This window comes from Haloplanus rubicundus, from assembly GCF_003342675.1.
Taxonomy (GTDB): domain Archaea; phylum Halobacteriota; class Halobacteria; order Halobacteriales; family Haloferacaceae; genus Haloplanus; species Haloplanus rubicundus.
Map to the genome: position 1 here is coordinate 414,107 of NZ_CP031148.1, position 17,382 is coordinate 431,488.

15 protein-coding genes and 1 pseudogene are annotated in these 17,382 nt (G+C 68.0%); 8 read left to right on the plus strand and 8 right to left on the minus strand.

All coding sequences use genetic code 11. From position 1 onward, the window contains the following. The first annotated feature begins 35 nt into the window (after nt 1-35). The gene (locus DU484_RS02985) at nt 36-1,244 is read left to right on the plus strand and encodes an MFS transporter (protein ID WP_114584709.1); all 1,209 of its coding nucleotides are present in this window, start codon (nt 36-38) and stop codon (nt 1,242-1,244) included. On the opposite strand, the pseudogene DU484_RS02990 reads toward DU484_RS02985, so the two are convergent. The 3 genes and pseudogenes from DU484_RS02990 to DU484_RS03000 form a co-directional block, all read right to left on the minus strand. Continuing rightward, a pseudogene (locus DU484_RS02990) lies at nt 1,241-2,253 on the minus strand (patatin-like phospholipase family protein). The gene DU484_RS02985 and the pseudogene DU484_RS02990 overlap by 4 nt on opposite strands. After that, nucleotides 2,246-3,157: an SDR family oxidoreductase gene (locus DU484_RS02995; RefSeq protein WP_114605072.1), complete on the minus strand. Its 912-nt coding sequence runs from the start codon at nt 3,155-3,157 to the stop codon at nt 2,246-2,248. The pseudogene DU484_RS02990 and the gene DU484_RS02995 overlap by 8 nt, the downstream one beginning before the upstream one ends. A gap of 111 nt (nt 3,158-3,268) precedes the next feature. Next, a complete protein-coding gene (locus tag DU484_RS03000; protein ID WP_262342835.1) occupies nt 3,269-3,742 on the minus strand; it encodes a hypothetical protein in 474 nt (157 codons plus the stop codon). A 162-nt stretch (nt 3,743-3,904) separates the two neighbouring features. Here DU484_RS03000 and uvrB point away from each other — a divergent pair, with 162 nt between their 5' ends. The 3 genes from uvrB to DU484_RS19375 all read left to right on the plus strand — a co-directional run bounded on the left by uvrB (nt 3,905) and on the right by DU484_RS19375 (nt 8,183). Further along, a complete protein-coding gene (gene uvrB, locus DU484_RS03005) occupies nt 3,905-5,965 on the plus strand; it encodes an excinuclease ABC subunit UvrB (RefSeq protein WP_114605073.1) in 2,061 nt (686 codons plus the stop codon). Nucleotides 5,966-6,351: 386 nt separating this feature from the next. Continuing rightward, the gene (locus DU484_RS03010) at nt 6,352-7,749 is read left to right on the plus strand and encodes an aminomethyltransferase family protein (protein ID WP_187347752.1); all 1,398 of its coding nucleotides are present in this window, start codon (nt 6,352-6,354) and stop codon (nt 7,747-7,749) included. 263 nt (nt 7,750-8,012) lie between these two features. After that, nucleotides 8,013-8,183: a hypothetical protein gene (locus DU484_RS19375; protein WP_157969239.1), complete on the plus strand. Its 171-nt coding sequence runs from the start codon at nt 8,013-8,015 to the stop codon at nt 8,181-8,183. A gap of 14 nt (nt 8,184-8,197) precedes the next feature. Here the strand turns inward: DU484_RS19375 and DU484_RS03015 are convergent, their stop codons facing one another. Continuing rightward, on the minus strand, nt 8,198-9,295 hold the full coding sequence (locus DU484_RS03015) for a sulfite exporter TauE/SafE family protein (RefSeq protein WP_114584713.1): 1,098 nt from the start codon (nt 9,293-9,295) through the stop codon (nt 8,198-8,200). A gap of 242 nt (nt 9,296-9,537) precedes the next feature. Between DU484_RS03015 and DU484_RS03020 the strand changes: the two genes are divergently transcribed. The 3 genes from DU484_RS03020 to DU484_RS03030 are packed head-to-tail and all read left to right on the plus strand — an operon-like array spanning nt 9,538 to nt 11,205. Further along, on the plus strand, nt 9,538-10,392 hold the full coding sequence (locus DU484_RS03020; protein WP_114605074.1) for a PGF-pre-PGF domain-containing protein: 855 nt from the start codon (nt 9,538-9,540) through the stop codon (nt 10,390-10,392). A gap of 43 nt (nt 10,393-10,435) precedes the next feature. Next, nucleotides 10,436-10,624 carry a DUF7554 family protein gene (locus DU484_RS03025; protein WP_114584715.1) on the plus strand — a complete coding sequence of 63 codons (189 nt, stop codon included), beginning with the start codon at nt 10,436-10,438 and terminating at the stop codon, nt 10,622-10,624. Between the two features lie 41 nt (nt 10,625-10,665). Next, nucleotides 10,666-11,205, plus strand: coding sequence for a 2'-5' RNA ligase family protein (locus tag DU484_RS03030; protein WP_114584716.1), 540 nt, complete (start codon nt 10,666-10,668; stop codon nt 11,203-11,205). On the opposite strand, the gene DU484_RS03035 is transcribed toward DU484_RS03030, so the two are convergent. Genes DU484_RS03035 through DU484_RS03050 form a run of 4 tightly spaced genes read right to left on the minus strand, consistent with a single transcriptional unit; the run spans nt 11,202 to nt 16,102 of the window. Continuing rightward, nucleotides 11,202-12,560, minus strand: a complete 1,359-nt coding sequence (locus tag DU484_RS03035) for a cytochrome P450 (RefSeq protein ID WP_114584717.1) — start codon at nt 12,558-12,560, stop codon at nt 11,202-11,204. The two genes, DU484_RS03030 and DU484_RS03035, sit on opposite strands and share 4 nt — an antisense overlap. Before the next feature lie 41 nt (nt 12,561-12,601). Continuing rightward, nucleotides 12,602-13,231 (minus strand): hypothetical protein, encoded by a 630-nt coding sequence (locus DU484_RS03040; protein WP_114605075.1) that lies wholly within the window; start codon nt 13,229-13,231, stop codon nt 12,602-12,604. A 41-nt stretch (nt 13,232-13,272) separates the two neighbouring features. After that, a complete protein-coding gene (locus DU484_RS03045; protein WP_262342836.1) occupies nt 13,273-15,591 on the minus strand; it encodes an ATP-dependent DNA helicase in 2,319 nt (772 codons plus the stop codon). A gap of 37 nt (nt 15,592-15,628) precedes the next feature. Further along, a complete protein-coding gene (locus tag DU484_RS03050) occupies nt 15,629-16,102 on the minus strand; it encodes a DUF6789 family protein (RefSeq protein WP_114605076.1) in 474 nt (157 codons plus the stop codon). Nucleotides 16,103-16,304: 202 nt separating this feature from the next. Here DU484_RS03050 and DU484_RS03055 point away from each other — a divergent pair, with 202 nt between their 5' ends. Next, nucleotides 16,305-17,381: an alpha/beta fold hydrolase gene (locus DU484_RS03055; RefSeq protein WP_114605077.1), complete on the plus strand. Its 1,077-nt coding sequence runs from the start codon at nt 16,305-16,307 to the stop codon at nt 17,379-17,381. The last annotated feature ends 1 nt before the right edge of the window (nt 17,382 follow it).

Consider the following 17,382-nt stretch of genomic DNA (forward strand, 5'->3'; position numbering starts at 1 on the left):
CCTTTTGTCATCACGACGCTCGGCTCCCGTCACGCATGCCGTCACGGAAGCGTCGCGTCCTGCTCGTCGTCGCCGTCGCCGAACTGCTGGCGATGTCGCTGTGGTTCAGCGCGACGGCCGCCGCACCCGAACTCGCCGCCGAGTGGGGGCTCACCGACGCCGAAACCGCGTGGCTGACGACGGCCGTCCAGCTCGGCTTCGTCGTCGGCGCCCTCCTCTCCTCGGCGCTCACGCTCTCCGACGTGATCCGCCCCCGGTATCTCGTCGCCGGATCGGCCGTCGCCGGCGCGGTCCTCACCGCGACCATCGCCGCCGCCGTCTCCTCGGCGCTCCCGGCCATCGGCCTCCGCTTCCTGACCGGCGTCGCCCTCGCGGGCGTCTACCCGCCGGGCATGAAGCTCCTCGCCGGCTGGTTCCGCGAGGGCCGGGGCTTCGCTATCGGCGTCCTCGTCGGCTCGCTCACGGTCGGCTCCGCGCTCCCCCACCTCATCCGCGCCGTCGGCGGCGTCGGCCAGCCGCGGGTGGTGCTGTACGGCTCCGCCGTCCTCGCCGCCGTCGGCGGTCTCCTCGCGCTGCTGATCGAACCCGGCCCGTATCAGGCGCCCGCGGCGCCGTTCGACCCCGGCGCCATCGGGCGCATCCTCCGCGACCGGGGGACGATGCTCGCCAACGGCGGCTACTTCGGCCACATGTGGGAGCTGTACGCCGTCTGGACGTGGATCCCCGCCTACCTCGTCGCCAGCATCGCCGCGAGCGGCGGCGACGAGTCGGCCGGGCTCGCCTCCCTCCTCGCCTTCGCGACCATCGCCGTCGGCGGCGTCGGCGCCGTCGCCGCCGGGTCCGCCGCCGACCGATTCGGGCGCACCCGCGTCACCAGCGCGAGCATGGCCGTCAGCGGCCTCGCCTGCCTCGCCGCCGGCGTCGTCTTCGGCCGCTCCCTTCTCCTGCTCGTCCCCTTCGTCCTGATCTGGGGGGTCGCCATCGTCGCCGACTCCGCGCAGTTCTCCGCCGCCGTCTCGGAGCTGGCCGAGCCGTCCTACGTCGGGACGGCGCTCACCCTCCAGACCGCCATCGGCTTCCTCCTCACGACGATTTCGATCCAGCTGATCCCCGTCGTCGTCGACGCCGTCGGCTGGCGGTGGGCCTTCGCCCCGCTCGTCGTCGGCCCGCTCCTCGGGACGCTCTCGATGCAGTGGCTCGGTCGCCTCCCCGACGCGGCGAAGTTGGCCGGCGGGCGGGGCTAGCGCTCCGCGAGAAACGCCGCGGCCCGCTCCTCGCCCAGTTGCAGTAACTCGTCGAGAAAGTCGGGGCTCCGATCCACCTTCGTCGAGCAGTGGTACGTCCGACCCAGTTCGATGCGGCGAATCTCCGTTCGCGTGAAGTCGCTCTCGGGGAGGTGGCCCTCGTCGATCCACGCGTTGACGCGCTCGACGAACCGCAGTTCCTGATTCAGCGAGATGTTGCCGGAGAGCTCGTTTCGGCGGTCGGTGATCTCCTCCAGCGACGTGGGCTCGCCGGCGCGTTCCTGGGGGTTGATCTGGATCACCCACAGCTCCGCTGGCTTGTGGTGGGCGTCGACGGTCAGCAGGTCGTCGATGGGCGGGTTCTGCGAGAAGAGGCCGTCCCAGTGGTAGTGGCCGTCGATTTCCACCGCCTCGAACAGGTCGGGGACGGCCGCCGAGGCCAGCACGCCTCGGGCGTCACGTCCTCGTTCGTGAACGTCTCGAAGACGCCGCCGTTGATGTCGACCGTCCCGACGACGAGTTCGGGCGCCTCGCGGGTACAGAGGTCGGGCACCGCGTCGAAGTCGATGTGGCGGTTGAGGGTCCGCTCGATGCGTCGCTTGCCCAGCCGGGACCACGGGTTCCGGTACGGGCTGACGCGGGGGAAGGGCAGGCCGCTGCTCTCGATTCGGTTCAGGCCGACCACCCAGTCGTTCGTCAGCCGGTCGCTCACCGTGTCCGCGGCGAGGTCGGTCCACACGGCGTCGAGGAGTTCGATCGATCGCTCGGCGTCCGCGGTGACGAGACCGTACCACGCCGCGAGCGCGTTGAACGCGCCGCCGGAGGTGCCGCTGATGCCGACGAGGCGGTAGTCGTCGTCCCACTCGCGGAACAGCCCCTTCAGCACGCCCGCGGTGAACGCCGTATGACTCCCGCCGCCCTGACAGGCGATGGCGACCGGGAGCGGGTCGTCGGTATCGCCGCCGGCGCCGTCGTCGCTGTCCCGTCCCTCGCTCCCGCCCTCACTCATACGTCGTGCTGTACCCGCCGTCGTGGAGCATGTCGCCGCCGTTGAGGTGTTTGCCGTGCTTGGAGAAGCCGAAGACGAACAGGTTGGCCACCTCCGCGGGCGTCATCATCTCTTTCGTCCGCGCCTGTCCGAGCATCACGTCCTCGACCACCTCCCGCTCGGAGATGCCCCGCTCTTCGGCCGTGTCCTCGATCTGGTTCACCATCAGCGGCGTCAGCACGTAGCCGACGCTGACTGAGAACCCCCGGAGCCGACCCTCGCCCTCGGCGGCGATGGAGCGCGTCAGGCCGTTCAGCCCGTGTTTGGCGGTGATGTACGCCGCCTTGTCCTGTGTGGCGTAGCGGCCGTGGACGGAGGACATGTTGCCGATTGCACCGACCCCGTCACCGGACTGCGTCCGGTTGCCCGAGGCGTCGTCAGACGCCTCGCTGTCGTCCGTCGCCCGGATGTGCGGCATGGCGAGTTTGGCGACGAGGAAGGGCGCTCGGAGCATGATGTCGAGCAGGAGGTCGTACTTCTCCATCGGGAAGTCGGGGATGGAGGCGATGTGTTGCATCCCCGCGACGTTGGCGACGTAGCGGAGGTCGCCCGCCTCGGCCGCGGCGTCGACCATCGCCGCCACGTCGTCGTCGTCGGTGAGGTCGGTCGGCACCGCGTGGATCGTCCCCGGCGCGTCGAGGTCGGCGGCTTTTGCCATCGTTTCGTCCAGTCCCGCCTCGTCGATGTCGGCGGCGACGACGGTGAGGCCGTTGGCCGCGAGGGCAATCGCCGTTGCCCGGCCGATGCCCGACGCCGCGCCCGTCACGATGGCGACCGTCTCCGGGCCGAAGCGTGGGTCGTCGAGGACGAGGAAGTCCTCGGTCGTCAGTTCGGGTTGACTGAGGTCGAAGTCGTCGGCGGACATGGGCGGTACGACGACGCCGAGGCCTAAAGTAGTACGCCGGCGCCGGGGCGTAAAGTAGTACGCCGGGTGTGCCCCGTAGCGGCGCGAGCGCTCGGCGGGCGCACACGGCCGTCACTCCGACGGCGTCAGCGCGTAGGCGACGGCGACCGGAATCGCGTAGACGACGTGCCCGACCAGCGAGACGAGCGTTCCGGGGTAGGAGACGTTCGGGAACGGCGGCGCGCCCGCGAAGCCGACGACGCCGAGCCACACCGGCATCACGAGGACCGCGAGGACGGCCGTCGTCAGGACACCGTACGCGACGCCGAGGCCGAGTGCGGCGGTGCGGTCGCGGGCCGCGCTCCGTACCCGTCCCGGCAGCGCCCGGACGAGCGCGACGTACGCGAGGCCGAGGGCGACCCCGTGGAACTGGTGGATGGCCCACCCCGCCAGCAGGGCCGGTCCCTCGATGCCGTACATCGCCGGGATGACGACCGACAGCATCGGCGCCGGAACCACGTACATCATGATCAGGCCGAACAGCACGCTGCCGACGAAGCCGCCGCCGGCGCCGGCGAGCCACTCGTTCGTCGTGGCGGCCGACATCGGTTCGGCCGTCTGAGTCTTGATAGAAATTTTACATTTTCTCCGGAGGTAACTACGCGCGAGTCGGTATTAACTCTCGCTCTCACGGCTCGACATGTCCGTTTTCGCGCACTCCTCCGTTGGAGCGAATCGGTCAAGTTCGTCGAGCGACCACACTCCACCGTGAGCGACACGAACTCCGGGCCGCTCCAGCCGGACCGGCCCGACGCCGACCGGCCCTTCCGGGTCGACGCGCCCTTCGATCCCGCGGGCGACCAGCCCGACGCCATCGAGGAACTCGTCGCCGGCTACGAGGCCGGGATGGACGAGCAGACCCTCCTCGGCGTGACGGGGTCGGGCAAGACCAACACCGTCTCGTGGGTGATCGAGGAGCTCCAGCAGCCGACGCTCGTCATCGCCCACAACAAGACGCTGGCCGCCCAGCTGTACGAGGAGTTCCGAAATCTGTTCCCGGACAACGCCGTCGAATACTTCGTCTCCTACTACGACTACTACCAGCCCGAGGCGTACGTCGAGCAGACGGACACGTTCATCGACAAGGACGCCTCGATCAACGACGAAATCGACCGCCTGCGCCACTCCGCGACCCGGTCGCTACTCACTCGCAACGACGTCATCGTCGTCGCGAGCGTGTCGGCCATCTACGGGCTGGGCGACCCCGCGAACTACGTCGACATGGCCATGCGCCTCGAGACGGGTCAGGAGATCGACCGCGACGACCTGCTGGCCCGGCTCGTCGACCTGAACTACGACCGCAACGACGTGGACTTCACGCAGGGCACCTTCCGGGTGCGCGGCGACACCGTCGAGGTGTTCCCGATGTACGGCCGCTACGCCGTCCGCGTGGAGTTTTGGGGCGACGAAATCGACCGCCTGACGAAGCTCGATCCGCTGGAAGGCGAGGTGAAGAGTCAGGAGCCGGCGGCCCTGATCCACCCGGCCGAACACTACTCCATTCCGGAGGAACGGCTCGAAAACGCCATCGACGAAATCGAGGAGCTGATGCAGGATCGGGTGGCCTACTTCGAGCGGCAAGGGAATCTGGTCGCCGCCCAGCGCATCGAGGAGCGCACCACCTTCGACATCGAGATGCTGCGCGAGACGGGCTACTGCTCGGGCATCGAGAACTACTCCGTCCACCTCTCGGACCGGGCGTCCGGCGAGTCGCCCTACACCCTGCTGGATTACTTCCCCGATACCTTCCTCACGGTCGTCGACGAGTCCCACCAGACCCTCCCGCAGATCAAGGGCCAGTACGAGGGCGACAAGTCGCGCAAGGACTCGCTGGTCGAGAACGGCTTCCGGCTCCCGACCGCCTACGACAATCGCCCGCTCACCTTCGCGGAGTTCGAGGAGAAGACGGATCGGGCGCTCTACGTCTCGGCGACGCCGGGGGACTACGAGCAGGAACACTCCGAGCAGGTGGTCGAACAGATCGTTCGCCCCACGTATCTGGTCGACCCCGCCGTCGAGGTGGCATCGGCGACGGGGCAGGTCGAGGACCTGATGGATCGGATCGACGACCGGATCGAGCGGGACGAGCGCGTCCTCGTCACGACGCTCACCAAGCGCATGGCCGAGGACCTGACGGAGTACCTCTCGGAGGCGGGCGTCGCGGTGGAGTACATGCACGACGAGACGGACACGCTGGAGCGCCACGAACTGATCAGGGGCCTGCGCCTCGGCGACTTCGACGTGCTCGTCGGCATCAACCTCCTCCGGGAGGGACTGGACATCCCCGAGGTGTCGCTGGTCGCCATCCTCGACGCCGACCAGGAGGGCTTTCTCCGCTCGGAGACGACGCTCGTCCAGACGATGGGCCGGGCCGCCCGCAACGTCAACGGCGAGGTGGTGCTCTACGCCGACGAGGTGACGGATTCGATGCGGTCGGCCATCGACGAGACCCAGCGCCGTCGCCGCATCCAGCAGGAGTTCAACGCGGAACACGGGCACGAACCGACGACCATCCAGAAGGAGGTGGGTGAGACGAACCTGCCGGGGAGCGAGACGGACACCTCGGGCGTCACCGGCGACGCACCCGAGAGCGAGGAGGAGGCCCGCGCCCGCATCGAGGCGCTCGAAGAGCGGATGGCGGCCGCCGCCGACAACCTGGAGTTCGAACTCGCGGCGGACATCCGTGACCGGATCCGCGAACTCCGCGAGGACTGGGCGTTCGACGACGCCGACGACGGCATCGCCCCGGAGTTCGACGCGGAGTTCTGAGAGGGCGGCTGTCCGGCGAGTCTCGCCGGACCGTCCCGGCGAGCGTCTCTGCTGGTGGGTGAGACGGCGGTCGTTGGGGCCGACATAAGAGCGCGGCCCGTCGAAGCCAGCGCCACCGATTCGGAGTAGACGGACGGAGTCAGAGGCACACTGCATCTTCCGCCCCCGTATAAACGGGTTATACGAATAAGCTACAGAGGGATACGGTCACGATGTGTCGTTCAGTGGTATGGCACGTAGACACAGTGGCGGCGACCGAGCCAGAGCTACTGCATCACGATTCTCCCTCCCCGAGAAGGCCTCAACGGCATTCGACGCCAGTCGGTTCCGGCGTATCTGGACGACGCTAGTCGGCTATTACGCTGGACCACCACTATAGAGCAACGATGACGAGTAATCACCACCATCCGAACCACCCCGACGTCGACCAATCGGATCGTACCATCCCCAGAAATCTCCGTCAGACGGGCGACGCAGACGTCGACCTCCTGATATCGACCCGAGTTCGGCAGTCGCCGTTCTGGCACCTCTCCGTCGAGGCGGGGTGTCGACAGGCGACGGTGTACAATCACATGTACCACCCGCGGGCGTACATCGACCCCGACGAGGGCGGGTTGGACGCCGAGTACGATCTGTTGGTCGAGGAGGTGACGCTGATGGACGTCGCCGTCGAGCGTCAGATCCGTGTCGAAGGGCCCGATGCCGAGGCGTTCGTCAACTACGTCATCACGCGAGACGCGACCGAGATCGAGCCGATGCGTGGGAAATACGCCATCTGCTGCAACCAGGACGGCGGTATCCTCAACGACTTCGTCCTGTTACGACTCGCCGACGACGAGTTCTGGTTCTCGATCGCAGATGCCGACCTGAAACAGTGGCTGCAAGGGGTCACGGTCAACTCCGATTTCGAGGTCGACATCGACGAGATCGACGTCTCGCCGATGCAAGTGCAAGGCCCGAAATCGCCTGCCGTGATGGAGGCACTCGTCGGAGACGTGGTCGAAGACATCCCGTACTACGGACTGATGGAAGCCACGGTCAACGACATCCCGGTGCTGGTGAGTCAGACCGGCTTCTCCGGAGAGGCGGGGTTCGAGATATACGTCCGTGAGGCGACGGAGAACGCCGAAGGGGTGTGGAACCCGGTCCTCGAGACGGTCGAAGCCCACGGCGGTGCCGTGACGGGGATATCCCATCAACGACGTATCGCTGCCGGAATCATGTCGCTGGGACAGGACATGGACGACGAGACGTCGCCGTTCCAGGTCAACCTCGGCTTTCAGGTTCCCGACGACAAGGACGCGGACTACGTCGGCAAGACCGAACTGGAACGCCAGCAGGAGGCCATCGAGAACGGTGCGTTCCCGTTTACGCACAAACTGGTCGGCCTGAAGATGGCCGGCGAACCGATCCGGGACTACGCCCCCGACTTCTGGATCGTCTCGGATCCGGAGACCGGCGAGGAGTGTGGCTACGTGACGTCGGCGTGGTGGAATCCGGGTCTCGAAGCCAATCTCGCCCTCGCATTCGTGCCGGCGGCGAAACTGCAGGCCGCGACCGACGTGCCGCTCGACGACTCGATATACGACGCGGACGTCGACATGGAGTTCGAAGTTCACCTCCCGGACGAGTACGCGGAGGAGGCCGGCGACCCCGTCTATGCGACGGTAGCGAAGGTGCCGTTCAAGGAGTCAGTCAATCCCAGCGCTCGCGAACAGGCCAAGATTCACGCCAGAGACGAGATGACCGACTCGGGGTCTCGGACATCGGGGGACCGAGAGTAGCTATCGAGGAACATTCGAGACCGGATGCGTACGCCCCCCGCGCCAGTCATTTACGAACCCGCGTGCGATGCCGGTGTGGGCCGCACTGACTGCCCGCGAGAATCGCGGCGACGGGTGAGACGGTCCACACGCGTTTCCTGTTCAGTCGGTTGCCGACACTTAGCACGGCTTGAGGAGTTCGACGACTTCCGCCACTCCCTGTGCGTGCCGGAGTCGTGGCAACTATCACCAACGTTTATAGCGCGGCGGTAATATGCTACTAGGTGACACGGATGAGCCACGAAACTGATCCCTCTCGCCTTCCGGGAGACGAACGACCGACCCCGGACGGTCCGACCTCGCACAGTCTCCTCGGCCGCCTCGCCGCCCATCTCGCGGAGTGGCCGCGGAAATACGTAGACATGCGGGTCGACGCCCTCGATCCGAAGCGCTGACGCCTTTTCGCCGCCTATCCCAGCCCCGCCGCCATCAGGAAGAGTGCCGTCGCGATGACGCCGAACAGCCCGGCGACGAAGCGTTTGATCGTCCGCGTGCTGAGCGCGTTGGAGACGTAGGGGGCGATCTGTCCGCCCGTCACCGTCGCCGGCACGGTGAACACGACCATGTTCCACGGGGTGGACGCGATCGAGAGCGAGTGGCCGCCGACGAGGCCGCCGCCGAAGACGTGGACGAGCGAGGCGAGAATCGCCGTCAGCGCGACGACGATGTGGTTCGTGCCGATGGCGACCCGGACCGGCACCTTGGTCCCGAGCATGGAGATGATGCCGAGTTCGCCGATGCCGAAGCCCGCGAGCCCCTGGAAGGTGCCGCCGATGCTGTAGTTCGCCGCCCGGCGCAGGTAGCCCCCACGGGTGTAGGAGTAGTCGTCGCCGTCGCGGTCGACGCGCGTGACCGTCCCGTCGGCGGCCGTCTCGACGCCCGCAGGGCCGAGCTTGTCGGCGTCGTCGGGGAGATCGGCCGCCGCCGATTCGGCCGCCGCCGTCCCGCCGTCGGCCGCCGCGTCGGCGTCGTCCTCGCTCCCGCCGTGATCCAGATTCGTCTTGAAGAGGAGGTAGGCGGCCGCGAGCAGTGCGAGCCCGAGCAACGCGTGGAAGACGGGTTCCGGAATCACGAAGGAGAGGAGCGCGCCGCCGACGACGAAGGGAATCGCCCCGCCGACGAGCGTGAGCGCCAGTCGGCGGTCGACGAGGCCGTACTGGATGAAGGCGACGGAGGAACTCGAGAGGCCGAACGCCTCGCTGATGAGCCCCACCTTCACCAGCGTCTCGGGTTCGAGGGGGTTGGCGAACAGCGGGAAGATGAAGATGAGGAAGGGGACGAAGATGGCCGACCCGCTGATCCCCACGGTGTTCACGATGGTCGCACCCAGCAGGAAGGGGACGAACAGCCACCAGAACTCCAGCCAGTAGTCCAGTCCTGGGTCGTTCGGCGTCGTCGGCGCCGCGAACACGACGCCGACGATGAACAGCACCGGCGCCGAGAACACGAAGACGTGTTGATACTTCAGGAACCACTTCTGGACGCGGTCGGATGACGAGGCACTCATTGGTCCGTCGTGATCAGGCGTCGATGCGCTCCGTCGTCACCGGCTGGTGCGACGACGCTGGGACGAAGTGGGGAGTGTTCGAACGAATGGGCAACACGCCGTCGACCGCGTCACGACTCATTGTCAGCGTGCCCGTAGCGTACTCCGTCTAAAAAGCCTTGAGGTTCGACGGCAGCGTGGGGGTTCACACCACGCGCCCCGTCGCCGAAGCGCTTATGATGTAATGTGAAATATCTAACATCATGCCCTCCGGACTCACGGTCGGCGTGGTCGTTCTCCTCGTCGTCGTCGGTGGGAGTGCGGGTATCGTGCTCGATTCCCCGGTCGCACAGCAGGGTGGTGGAGGACCCGGTGGGGGCGACGGCGGCGACGGCCAGCGGACACCGGGTGGCGGTGACGGGTCCGGTCCCGGGCCGAACGTGTCGGTGGACCACCGGGGTCCCGGCAACGCCTCGATCACCGTTCGCAACGCCGGGACGAACCGCACCGTACAGGTCCGCTTCCGGCGTACGGTCGAGAGCCCGGAGACGGGGCTGCGCCTCCGCGAGATGACCGTCACCGCCGGTGACCCCGAGTATCGGGTGGCCGTCCACACGAGGGCGCGGGCGAGCGCGGGTGCCGAGCGCTTCCCCGGCGCCTCACCCTTCGGCTACCTCAACGTGACCCACACGGTGCCGAACGCGAACGTCACCAACGCCACGTTCACGTTCACTTTGAATCGGACGCGCTTGCGCGAGCGAACCGTCGCCGCCGAGAACGTCGGCCTCTATCGCTACCGGACGGAGAATCGGACCTGGCAGGCCCTCCAGACGCGCGTGCGGGCACAGAATCGGACGCACGTGACTTACCGCGCCGTCTCGCCGGACCTCTCCGAGTTCGCCGTCGCGCCTACCGCCGCGGCGACGACGTCCACGCCCACGACGACGGCGACGGCGACGGCCACCCCGACGCCCGAACCGACCGTTCGTCCGTCGACGCCCACGCCCACGCCCACGGCGACGCCGATGCCCGGTACCGACGGCTCGGCCCCCGGCTTCGGTCCCCTCGCGGCCCTCCTGGCGCTGGCGGGATTCGGCGTCCTCGCCCGACGACGGTAATCCCGCCACCACACTTTTGCGCGCGCCACGCCCACCGACAGTCATGTCACGCGCCGCCGTCGAAGTCGAGGACCTCCTGAAAGTCGTCCTCGTCCTCGTCGTCGTCTGGCTCGCCCTCGAAATCGTCGGTGAGGTGTTCGACCTCTTCGTCGGCCTGCTCAACCTCTTCCCGACGGTGATCGGAGTGCTCATCGTCGTGCTGATCGTCCTCTGGTTGCTCGACCGGATCTGACGCTCCGGTACGTTCTTTTCTGCCCCCGCGTATCCCGACTCGTGTACAGTCTGAACGTTCCCGTCCCCCCCGCGGCCGAGCGCCTCGCGGCCGACCTCCACCCGCAACTCGTCGCCTTCGACCGGATTCGCGACCGCCACACGCTCGTCTGCAAGCGCTTCGAGGCCGACGAGGCCGAGTACGACCACCTGCGCGAGCGCCTCCGGGTCGCGCTCTCGCCTACCCCTGCCTTTGAGGCGCAGGTTACGGGTATCGACGCCTTCGAGACGCCCACGCACGGTCCCGGCCCGGTGGTCTACCTCGCCGTCGAGAGTCCCGGCCTCCACGACCTGCACCGGCGACTCGTCGCGGCGTTCGGCGCGGTCCACGACGACCTGGAGGGCGAGGCGTACGTCCCGCACGTCACGCTGGCGCGAGGAGGTGGCGAGGCGTCGGCGACGCCGCTGGCCCCCGGCGATGCGTCGGCACTCGACCGCCTCCGAGCCGTCGACATCGACCCCATCACGTGGACCGTCTCCGAACTCCACCTCTGGAGCCGCGCCCGTCGCGAGGCCGTGTGGACGGTGTCGCTGCCGCGCTAGCGCCGCTCGACCCGCATCGGCATCCCGCCCTCCGGATGCATCGTCAGCGACCCCTGGAGGTCGAGCGGGCCGTCCCCGCAGTAGTCGAGGCGGTACTCGCGTCCGATCACGGCCAGGATGAGCGTCGCCTCCAGCAACGAGAACTGCTTGCCGATGCAGTGGCGCGGCCCGCCGCCGAACGGGAAGTGTGCGAATCGGGGCCGGTCGGCGGCCCGCTCCCGCGTCCACCGGTCCGGATCGAAGCGTTCGGGGTCGTCCCACCATCGCGGCGAGCGGTGGACGGCCCACTGCGGGCACATCACCGCCGCCCCTTCGGGGATGCGGTACCCGCCGAGTTTCACGTCGACGAGCGGCTCGCGGAACATGGCGTACACCGGGGGATACAGCCGCATCGTCTCCTGTAAGACCCGATCCAGATACGTCAGCTCCCGCACGTCGGCGAACGTCGGCGCCCCGTCGAGGACCGAATCGAGTTCGGCGTGGAGTCGCCCCTCGGCCGCCGGATGCTCGGCGAGCAGGTAGCCGGCGTAGGTGAGCGTCAGCGCCGTCGTGTCGTGGCCCGCGAGCAGCATCGTCAGCACCTCGTCGCGGAGTTGCTGGTCGCTCACCTCGCCCCGATTCCGTGCCCGGAGGAGGATCGACAGCAGGTCCATCGGCGGGTTGTCGGCGTCGGCGTCGCCCTCGGTGCCGCGCCGCTCCTCGACGATGTCGTCGACGACGCCCTCCAGCCGCTCGACCGCGTCCTCGAACGCCCGGTTTCCGCGGGTCGGGAGCCAGTCCGGCGTGACGAAGCGGACGGGGTCGGGTTCGAAGCGCTTCCCGAGTGGATCGAGGGTCTCTTGGATCGCCCGCACCCGCTCGGCCGAGAGGTCGACGCCGAGCATGGCGTCGGCGATGATCCGCACCGTCAGCCGCGCCATCTCGGCTTCGAGGTCCAGGTCGTCGCCCGTCGACCACCTCTCGACCGTCGCCTCGGCGTGGGCGGTCATCGTGTCGGCGATGCCCGCGACCCGCGACATGTCGAACGCGGGCGCCGCGAGCCTACGCTGCCGGCGCCACGTCTCACCCTCGCTCAGGAGGAGGCCGTTCCCGAGGAGGCGGCCGAGTTCGTCCGCCTGAAACTCCGGTTTCCGGTAGCGCGCGTGGTCGCCGACGAGCACCCGTTCGATGTCCGCGGGGTTGGTGAGGACGTACGCGGACAGCGGCCCGAAGTCGACGCTCACTACGTCACCGTACACCGCTTCACACGCCGTCAGGAAGCCGAACGGGTCGCGCGCGTACTGTCTGCTGTTGCCGAAGACGGGTTCGCCGCGGGGGCCGGGGGGCCGTGACCGCGACCGTGACTGCGGGGGCATCGCCCGGCGTTGGGCTGGGAGCGATATAAGCGCGTGGCCGGTCAGCCCGCGCCGTCGTCCTCGGCCACCAGCCAGTAGTCGTACGGCCGGTCGTCGTAGGCCGCGACCGAGAGCGTCACGCGATGCTGGCCGGCCGGCCGCCCTTCGACGGTGGTGACGAGTTTGTCGCTCGACCCCCGCATTCCGGTCACCGTCGTCCCGTTCCGGTACGTCGCCGTCGTGTTCGTGGCGATCAGCGCGTGGCCCGCGGCGAAGCGTCCGGGGGCGGTGAGCCGCACGAACGAGCGTTCACCGTCGAGTTCGGTGAGGTCGACCGTGACCGATTCCGAGCGATGACACTCGCCAGTCGGTGGGGCGATGGGCGTTATCGTCGGCTCGTACGGCCCGGAGAACGTCTCGCGCCAGCACGGTCCCATGTCCTCGGTTCGCTCGACGAAGACCACCCGGAGGGTGACGGTCACCGACTCGAACTCGTCGGGAATCGTGCCGGCGCGGACGGCGTACTCGACGCCGACGGGCTGGGGGGTGGTCGTGGTCGTGGCCGTCGGCGTCGCCGTCGCCGTCGCCGTCGCTGAGTCGGTCGGTTCGGCGGTGTCCGGAGGCCCGGCTATCGGGGCCGCACAGCCCGCGAGCAGTACGGCGAGGATCAGCGGGAGGGCACCGTGCCGCATATTTCGGTGCCGTCGGTCCTGCGTGAAATGCTTTCTGCCGGTCACGGCGCCGGCGGGTCGCCGTCGTACGCGTCGAGGTCCGCGTAGAAATTCAGGATCGCGAACTTGAGTTTCTCCGGCGCGACGTCGATGAGTTCGTCCCGCTCCTCCGGCGGGAACGAGTCGCGGACGCCGTATTTCCCCATGTCGCGGGCGGCGCGCGTGTAGCGTTTGTCCAGCAGAATCCGGACGCCGAAGTCGTCGGGCGAGCGGATCACCCGGCCGAGGGCCTGCCGCGTCTTGCGGATCGTCGGAATCTCGACGGCGTAGCGCCACCCCGCCTCCCGTCGGTCGTCGTAGACCCGATCGTAGGCGTCCTGTACCGCTTCGAGGCGCTCCGAGAGGTTGGGGTAGGGGACGCCGACGACGACGACGGTCCGGGCGTCGTCGCCGTCGAAGCTCACGCCCTCGCCGAGCGTCCCCCACAGCGAAGTAAAGAGGGTCGATCCGCCGGCTTCGCCGTTACCGGACTGCGTCCGGCTGTCGTCGGCCTCCGGCCGACTGCCCGAGGGACCGCGTCCCTCGCTGCCCGAGGAGCGTCGCTCCTCGCCGGCGGTTCGAGGCGTCGCCGACGCCTCGCCACCGTTCCGGGATGTCGAAGACGTCCCGCCCGCGACGAACCGCTGGCGGAGGTCCTCGGTCGGCGTTCCGGCCTCGTCGAGGTAGCTGTTCGCGAGGTCCAGCCGGTCGTGGTACCGCTCGGCCTCCGCGTAGGAGGGACAGAAGACGAGCGTGTTGCCGGGTGTCATCCGGACGGCGTCGGCGAGCGTCTCGGCCACCGTCGCCTGCGTCTCGGGGTCGTCGCGCTCGCTGGCAAAGAGCGCCGGGCCCTCGACGGCGAACGTCCGCCGGCGCTCCTCGGGATACGCCAGCCCGTAGGCCATCGTCACCGGATCGCTCAGGCCGAGTACGTCCCCGACCACGTCGAACGGGCGGAGCGTCGCGCTCATCAGGACGCTCGCGGCCACCTCGTCGAACAGCCCCTCGGTCACCTCCCGCGGGATGCAGGTGTAGAGTTCCGCCCGGCCGTACACCTCCCCCGTCCCGGCGTCGCGTCGCACCGCGGCCATCGGATGTCGTCCGAGGTCCGTCCCGTGACCCATCCAGTCGGCGATGAAGCCCGCGGCCTGCAGGGTGGCCGATTCCGTCCGGGTCGTCGTCTCGCCACGGCGGTAGGCCTCCTCGTACGCCTCGTCCAGCAGTTCCCCGACCTGCAGCGCGAGATCGACCTCCGTATCGATCCCCTCGCCCTCGTAGGCGTCGAGGAAGGCGAGCGTCAGATCGTCCCGCCGGTCGTCGTTGGCGATGGCGAGGTCGTGCCAGTCGTCGCCAACCTGTTCGCGCTCGCCGAACCCGAGGGCGTCGTCGACGGCCGTCTCCAGGCCGTGCCGGAAGGCCTCGATCACGTTTCTCGCCCGCCCGGCGCGCGAATCGTCGGCCTCGTCGAGTTCGGCCAGCGCACCCTCCAGCGTCCGTGCAGAGCACGTCCGGGTCGCGTGCTCCCGGGCCGTCGACTCGACGTTGTGGGCCTCGTCGAAGACGGTGATCACCTCCGACGGGTCACGATCCAGCCACCGGAAGAAGTGTTCGCGGATCGTCGGATCGAGCAGGTGGTGGTAGTTGCAGACGGCGAGGTCGATTCCCTCCATCCCCTCCTTGAGGAGTTCGTAGCCACAGAGGCCACGCTCGTCGGCGTAGGCGTAGATCTCCTCCGGCGTCCGCACGTCCTCGAACAGCCAGTCGTGGAAGGCGTCGGTGTCGCGGGTGAGGTTCGCGCGGTAGTGGTCACAGACGTTCGCGGCTTCGAGTTCCTCGATCTCCTCTTCCAGCGCTTCGAGTTCGTCCATCACGGCGGCGCGGGCCTCGCCCGCCTCCTCGCTCCCTGCGCGCACGTCGTCGAGGAGCGCCTCGCTGCGCTCGGCGAGTTCGCGCCGGTCCGTTTCGGCCTCGACCAGCGACCGCGTCGTCTCCTTCAGGCTCCGGCACTCCTCGTAGCCGACGTCGAGGTGACACATCGAGCCTTTGCCCTTGAAGACGACCGCCCGAATCGGCTCCTCCTCCCTGATGGCGCGGGCGTCCTCGACGAACTGGCGCATCTGCTGGTGGACGTTCGTCGTGATGACGACGGTCCGGTCGTGCTCGCGGGCGTGCGCGAGCGCCGGCACGAGCGCCGAGAGCGTCTTGCCCGTCCCCGGTGCGCCCTCCATCAGCACGTCCTGGCCGCGTTCGAGGGCGTTGGCGATGCGGTCCATCGCCTCCCGCTGGTTCGGATACGGGTCGTCGTAGGGGAAGAACCGCTCGTACCCCGCCGTTTCTGCCACAGGAGGGGTTACGCGTGACGGGATTAAAGTATCGGGGTCACACCCGATCCGCAGTCACCGCGTACACTCCACCCAGCACCGCCCCGTAGACGACGTGCCACAGGAGCGACGGCAGGGCGAAGTTGGGGAACGGCGGCGACGCGGGGGAGCCGACGACGCTCAACCAGACGGGCATCACGAGCGCCGCTAGCCCGACCCACGTCACGACGCCCCACGCGGCGCCGAGACCGACGCGCCGGGTCGTGCCCTCGATTCCCAGTGCCCCGACGAGACCCGCGAAGACCACGCCCAACACCGCCCCGTGGGAGACGTGGACGATCATTCCGAGACCGGGATTCGGTGGCGGCGCCAGCCCGTACAGCGACGGAATCGCCACCGCCAGTACCGGCGGACTCATCGCGAGGACGAGCACCCCCATCGCCAGCGCCCCGAGGATGCCGCCGAGGACGCCGGCCTGCCAGTTGCCGCCCAGTTCGCCGGTTTCGCCGACCGTTTCTGTCGTCGTCGACATGATCGGGAAGAGTTCTCACAACGACATTTCCGTTCGGGAGTCGGGCACTGGCGGCGCACGGCGTCAAAAGGGTCATATACGATGTTCGAGCCTCGATAAGCCCGTTTCGGTGCTGTGCGAACGAGTCACACGACCGGCGCGGCCCCCACGCGGCCGCGACACACTAGTTAATTATTAATAATGTTCATGCGAACAACACGTTATGACGCTCGAAGACCGTCATCTGGAGAACGAGTACTACACGCAGGCCGAACACGGCGACTACGACCTGTTCGACCTCGGCGACTTCGAACTGGCGTCGGGCCGGCGGATTCCGGACTGCAAACTGGCCTATCAGACCCACGGCAAACTGAACCAGGGGAAGGACAACGCCATCGTCTTCCCGCACATGTACTCGGGCACCCATCGAGACATGGAGATGTACGTGGGCGAGGACATGGCCATCGACCCGAAGGAGTACTTCGTGATCATGCCCAACCAACTGGGCAACGGGCTCTCCACGTCGCCGCACAACACGCCGCCACAGGACGGCGGCATGGGTAACTTCCCGGACGTGAACATCGAGGACGACATCCGCGCCCAGCACAAGCTGGTCACCGAGGAGTTCGGCATCGACGAACTGGAGCTCGTCCTCGGGTGGTCGATGGGCGCCCAGCAGACCTACGAGTGGGCAGTGCGGTACCCGGAGATGGTCAAACGCGCCGCGCCCATCGCGGGGACGGCGAAGGTGACGCCCCACGACCGGTTGTTCATCGACGCGCACATGGAGGCCATCCGGTCCGATCCGGCGTGGAACGACGGCTTCTACGACGACCCGCACGCGGTCATCACCGGTCTCAAGCGTCACGCCCAGATCTGGTCGGTGATGGGGCTGTGTACGCAGTTCTACCACTACGAGGAACGCGCGTGGGAGCGGGCCGGCTTCACGTCCGTCGAAGACTTGATGGCTAACTTCTGGGAGGACTGGTTCCTGCGGATGGACCCGAACGACCTCTTGGCGATGGCCAAAAAGTGGCAGAACGGGGACGTGAGCCGGAACACCGACGGTGACCTCGAAGCCGCGCTCGGCCGCATCGAGGCCAAGACGTTCGTCATGCCCTTCGAGGAGGACATGTTCTTCCCCGTCAGCGACTGCGCTCACGAGGAGTCGATGATCCCGGACAGCGAACTCCGGCCGATCCCCAGCCTCTGGGGCCACTTCGCCATGTTCGGCATCTTCGAGGAGGACAAACAGGCCATCGACGACAACATCCGGGAACTGCTCGAGACGCCGGTCTGAC

What these genes read in the sequence shown, in the direction of transcription:
- DU484_RS02985 (WP_114584709.1), top strand. Translation starts at nt 36, where the DNA reads ATGCCGTCACGGAAGCGTCGCGTCCTGCTCGTCGTCGCCGTCGCCGAA.
- DU484_RS02995 (WP_114605072.1), bottom strand. Translation starts at nt 3,157, where the DNA reads ATGTCCGCCGACGACTTCGACCTCAGTCAACCCGAACTGACGACCGAG.
- DU484_RS03000 (WP_262342835.1), bottom strand. Translation starts at nt 3,742, where the DNA reads ATGTCGGCCGCCACGACGAACGAGTGGCTCGCCGGCGCCGGCGGCGGC.
- DU484_RS03010 (WP_187347752.1), top strand. Translation starts at nt 6,352, where the DNA reads ATGACGAGTAATCACCACCATCCGAACCACCCCGACGTCGACCAATCG.
- DU484_RS03015 (WP_114584713.1), bottom strand. Translation starts at nt 9,295, where the DNA reads ATGAGTGCCTCGTCATCCGACCGCGTCCAGAAGTGGTTCCTGAAGTAT.
- DU484_RS03020 (WP_114605074.1), top strand. Translation starts at nt 9,538, where the DNA reads ATGCCCTCCGGACTCACGGTCGGCGTGGTCGTTCTCCTCGTCGTCGTC.
- DU484_RS03025 (WP_114584715.1), top strand. Translation starts at nt 10,436, where the DNA reads ATGTCACGCGCCGCCGTCGAAGTCGAGGACCTCCTGAAAGTCGTCCTC.
- DU484_RS03035 (WP_114584717.1), bottom strand. Translation starts at nt 12,560, where the DNA reads ATGCCCCCGCAGTCACGGTCGCGGTCACGGCCCCCCGGCCCCCGCGGC.
- DU484_RS03040 (WP_114605075.1), bottom strand. Translation starts at nt 13,231, where the DNA reads ATGCGGCACGGTGCCCTCCCGCTGATCCTCGCCGTACTGCTCGCGGGC.
- DU484_RS03050 (WP_114605076.1), bottom strand. Translation starts at nt 16,102, where the DNA reads ATGTCGACGACGACAGAAACGGTCGGCGAAACCGGCGAACTGGGCGGC.
- DU484_RS03055 (WP_114605077.1), top strand. Translation starts at nt 16,305, where the DNA reads ATGACGCTCGAAGACCGTCATCTGGAGAACGAGTACTACACGCAGGCC.